This is a genomic window from Acinetobacter sp. YH01007 (assembly GCF_013420425.1).
GTDB lineage: Bacteria > Pseudomonadota > Gammaproteobacteria > Pseudomonadales > Moraxellaceae > Acinetobacter > Acinetobacter towneri.
Map to the genome: position 1 here is coordinate 1 of NZ_VOYC01000039.1, position 3,914 is coordinate 3,914.

General features: G+C 35.9%; 3 protein-coding genes and 1 pseudogene. 1 reads left to right on the forward strand and 3 read right to left on the reverse strand.

Features of this window, described 5'->3' with window-relative positions; all coding sequences use genetic code 11:
• Positions 1-667: pseudogene (locus FTT74_RS13665) on the reverse strand (IS3 family transposase); the annotation flags it as partial.
• A gap of 277 nt (positions 668-944) precedes the next feature.
• On the opposite strand from FTT74_RS13665, the gene FTT74_RS13670 reads away from it, so the two are divergent.
• Complete coding sequence (locus FTT74_RS13670; protein ID WP_038350081.1) at positions 945-1,733, forward strand: aminoglycoside adenylyltransferase domain-containing protein; 789 nt, start codon at positions 945-947, stop codon at positions 1,731-1,733.
• A 126-nt stretch (positions 1,734-1,859) separates the two neighbouring features.
• Here the strand turns inward: FTT74_RS13670 and FTT74_RS13675 are convergent, their stop codons facing one another.
• On the reverse strand, positions 1,860-2,318 hold the full coding sequence (locus FTT74_RS13675; protein WP_077170035.1) for a DUF523 domain-containing protein: 459 nt from the start codon (positions 2,316-2,318) through the stop codon (positions 1,860-1,862).
• A gap of 234 nt (positions 2,319-2,552) precedes the next feature.
• Positions 2,553-3,718 (reverse strand): IS3 family transposase gene (locus tag FTT74_RS13680; protein WP_119285041.1). Its coding sequence is split into 2 segments (ribosomal slippage): positions 2,553-3,460 and positions 3,460-3,718, totalling 1,167 coding nucleotides; the frame shifts between segments, so codons are not numbered across the junction.
• Between the last annotated feature and the right edge of the window lie 196 nt (positions 3,719-3,914).

Consider the following 3,914-nt stretch of genomic DNA (forward strand, 5'->3'; position numbering starts at 1 on the left):
GACCACACTTGATTACTGCGCTGAATAGCCAACCCTTTGAGCAGATATGGATATTTACGGTGAGCTTGATTAGCCTGGCTTAAATTTGGTTTGCAATATAACGCCTGAATACCCATTTTCTTCATTAGAGTACGTGTATGACGTCGTCCTATATGATGCCCTTGACGATTCAACAAATCACGCATCATACGACTGCCTGCAAAAGGATATTGCATATGTAATTCATCAATACATCGCATCAGCTTCAGATCTGATGAGCTAACAGGTTTTGGGCGATAATAATAACAACCACGAGAGACTTTCAGTAACTTAGCTTGTTTAGATACTGAAATCTGAAGTGAGTGATCGATTAACTTTTGTGGTTGAAGCGGCCCAGTTTCTTCAACACACCTTCTAAAAAATCAATTTCTAATGCCTGCTCACCGATTTTTGCATGTAACTTTTTAAGATCAATGGGAGGTTCTGATGGAGCTTTTGATTGATCGAAAGCTTGTGAGGAAGCTGAGATCAATTGATTTTTCCAGTCAATAATTTGGTTTTGATGAACATCAAACTCAGAACTCAATTCAGCAAGTGTTTTTTCTGCTTTGATCGCAGCAAGTGCTACCTTAGCCTTAAAGTCGTTTGAATGATTTCTTCTTGGTCTACGTGCCATAAAATACTCCATATATTGATGTTTATAACATCATTTGAGGAGCAGAGTATCACTTATAGGAGTTGTTCAAATTTCCGGATCCATCTCTAAGTGAGGAGGAAATGACTCTTACTATTCAGATGTTGTTTCAAGCTTTTTTTGATTGATAGAGTTTTATGTATTAAACTCTATATTGAAAGTAAATATATTGTAAAAATAGTATGTTATTTACTAATTGATTAAATTATTTACACTTATTCTGTATAATGCTCTATGAATTCATTACTTATTTTTTTAAATTAAAAATCATATGCAAAGCTTAAATGATGAAGAGTGTCGCCAAGTTGAAAGTGTAAAACAGCTTTTACAAAAAAATTTTAAAGATAAGCTTTATGCTATTTATTTATATGGTTCGTATGTTGATGGTGGTTTAAAACATAAAAGTGATCTTGATATTTTAGTTATTATTGAACGTGAAATTACCGATCAGGAAAGAAAACAATTAGCGCAGAATTTTCTAAATATATCTGTTCCGATTGGTCATGCTACAGCGCGTGCCTTAGAAATTACGATATTAGAAAAAGGGAGTATTACCAATAAAAATCATCCATATACATATCAGCTACAATATGGCGAGTGGTTGAGAGAAGAATTACTCAAAGGTGAATTACTTTATAGTCAATCTGATCCAGATATTAGTATTTTACTTAAAACTGCCCAATTACATAACATTACTATCTTTGGACCTGATATTTGCGATTGGTTAAATCCAATTAGCTATGAACAATTAATATTTGCCATGCAAAAAACTTATCCACAAATTATTGCTCATTGGAAAGACGATCAGGATGAATGTAATCAAATTTTAGCGCTATGCCGTATAGCTTATACATTAGATCATAAAACAATAGTTGCCAAGGATGTTGCTGCGACATGGTTTTTAGAATTCTTAAGTCAGATAGATCAAGACATTTTGCAACTCATAATAGATGAATATATTGGGCAAGGTCATGAGCAATGTTGGTTAGTTTTACATGATCAGCTTGCTAAAATTGTTAAAGAATTACAGCATAAAATTGAACCACTACTTTTTAACTGATGTGGAAGTAATGGATATGCTTCTTAGATTATTACCTCACTATATCTCTAAATACCGAAGAGACTTGATATTGCAAAGGGGGGCGTGGTTGGAGTTGCATGAAGATTTTAAATAAAAGCGGAGGAACTAGGGTAAAAGTTGCCAAAAAGTTTCTTCTGAAATGACTTTTATATTATGACGTTTAAGCAAAGCGGAGGTAACTCCATTGCCATAGATCTTATTCCCATTAAATTGACCATCGTAAATCATTGAACTACCACATGAAGGGCTATTTTCTTTAAGCACTACCAGAGTAGCTTTTAATAATTGAACTTTTTTTAAAGTTCTATATGCCCCTTCAATATAGATTGAAGTCACATCCTTTCCTGATTTTTCAATTACACAGGCTTTTCCATCTAAGACATCATCGCCATTACCTCCCGAAATCTCGGCAGGTTCGCGTGGTGTTGATAAACCGCCAAGAATCTCTGGACATACCATAGTAGCTTTTCCATCTTTGACTAATTTTTCGATTTTTTCGTTTAAGCTATGCGTCCCGTTATAACGTACCTTTAAGCCAGCCAGACAAGAACTTACTAAAATCATATTTCCTCTATGAAAAAGATATGTATCGATTTGCTATTTAGCCAGTACCTATTATTTTTTAAAATTAATAGGTTAGTGCTATGGATAAAACAAGAATTTAAATATGATCAATGCAAAGTGAGTTATTTTTTTTCTAACCCACAAAGCTTATAGATTAGTTTGATCCTTTTTGTTTAGAAAATTTATCAACAGTGATGTGTGCTGAATTAGCAGGAGACTTTCACTTGGGAGATTCTAGGCAGCTAACCGATAAAAGTCTTCTGCCATTTGATTTGGTGTCTTAAAATCCAAGCCTTTTTGAATTCTTCGCTGATTATAAAATAACTCTATATATTTTGTAATATCCGCTTTGGCTTCTTCCCTTGTTTTGTAGTTGCGATGATGGACTAGTTCATTTTTGAGTATGCCCCAGAAACTCTCTATCGGTGCATTATCAAAGCAGTCGCCTTTTTTGCTCATTGAACCCTGAAAATCAAATTTCTCAAGTAAGTTTCGATATTCATTACTGCAATATTGGCTGCCTCTATCTGAATGTACAATGAGATCTTTAGCAGGTTTCTGATTGCGAATAGCCATATTCAATGCATCACAAACAAGCTTGGCTGTCATGCGCTCATTTAAGCTATAGCCAACAACCTGTTTCGTGTAAAGATCTTTGACAGCTGCCAAGTACAACCAGCCCTCAGCCGTCCAAATGTAGGTAATGTCACTCGACCACGCAAGATTAGGCTTCGTCATTGAAAACTGTTGCTTGAGTAAATTGTCATAAATAGAACGGTTGTGATCACTGTTCGTGGTTCTTTTGAAACGCTTATGGCGCTTACAATACAACTGATTTGATTTTTTTATTTGGCGCACAGCATACGTACTTATTTTGATACCTTGCGCTTGTAAATGCTTGGTTAATCGAACATAGCCATAGCTTTGTTTGGTTTCTTCATGGGCTATTTTGACCAAAATTGTCTGCTGATTTCGCTGAATTGATCTTTTACTCATGCCTCGCTTTAGCCAATCATAAAAGCGAGAAACGGATACACGAAGTAATCGAGCCATTAAAATAATCGGAAATAAGTGGCTTTGCGATTTCATATAGGCGTACCTCACTGACTTTCTTTGGCAAAGTACGCTGCTGCCTTTTTTAAAAATTCACGTTCCATTTCAGCTGTTTTGAGCTGTTGTTTAAGCTTCTTATTTTCTTCGAGTAAGGCGTTTAGATCGGGCGAATACTGTTTTGTGCCTGCTAAAGTTCCAGCCTTTGCTTTGTTATTCCAGTTCGAAAGGGTTTGCATTGAAATGCCAAGTTGTCTAGCGGATTCCGATACATTACCTTGGTTCTCTTCAATGGCTTTTATGGCTTCAGCTTTAAATTCTGCGGTGTAAGTCTTCTGTTTCTTGCTCATGGTAAACTCCTAATGAGTATGTATAGTTTACCAAGTTAAACCCTCCTGTTTTTTAAGCACACATCAATAGAGTGGGAGTGACGGGCACTGGCTGGCAATGTCTAGCAACGGCAGGCATTTCGGCTGAGGGTAAAAGAACTTTCCGCTAAGCGATAGACTGTATGTAAACACAGTATTGCAAGGACGCGGAACATGC